1 protein-coding gene is annotated in these 816 nt (G+C 41.5%); it reads right to left on the reverse strand.

Annotated features, from left to right (window positions below; translation table 11 throughout):
- On the reverse strand, positions 1 to 657 hold a 657-nt coding region (locus A3739_RS20180), incomplete at its 3' end, for an LptF/LptG family permease (RefSeq protein WP_231877115.1).
- Positions 658 to 816: the final 159 nt, after the last annotated feature.

The following is an 816-nucleotide window of genomic DNA, read 5'->3' on the forward strand; positions in this document are numbered from 1 at the left end:
AGCCCCTTGATATTGTTTACCGTTGTGAAGCACAAGATATCGATCTCCGGTTTCAGCATCTACGCTCTGAACACCCTTTTCTGCATACAATATGTTGAGCCGCTCGGCATCATCCTCAGAAGACTCGGCGATAAATACATCAAACATTGTCTGCTTATCATCACTCAATGCTCCCGCATAAGTAATACGATTTCCGATATTCAGATTCTGAAAGCGCCCCGGAACAAGCAACTCGAACGCTGTTTTACTTGCTTGTTCAGCAAACAACTTTTCTACCTTGGCCATGCCCGCAGGCGACACGTACAAAGTTAATAGACCAACACTCAATGCAACAAAGCCAGAGATTACCCAAGTCGAAGCAAGCAACTTATTTTGGCTGTAACCACAGGCATGCAGGACAGTCATCTCACTTTCCATGTACATACGTCCGTACGCCAAGAGGATTCCCATAAAAAGCCCTAGAGGAAGAATCAACTCTAAAAAACCTGGCAAGCGAAATGCCATGACTAAAAACAAAATATCAGCAGAAATATTCCCGACGGCAGCTTGCGATAAATACTTAATAAAACGGCCACTCATAAAAATGAGCAAAAGGATAAATGTGACCGCAAGCATTGATCCCAACACTTGTCTCGCCAAATATGAAAAAATAATCAAAGAAAACCCCGAGAAATATCGCTTTACGTACTACTCTAAAAGCTAGTCAGCACAATCGAATAGTCAAAGCGTAATTCGTCTCTTAAACTAGAGTTAGAAATAAGAAATTTAGGTGGGAATAATGAAATACAACGCGTCAATCCGCAAGTTAAGTGAAAT

Source organism: Oleiphilus sp. HI0067 (assembly GCF_001635735.1).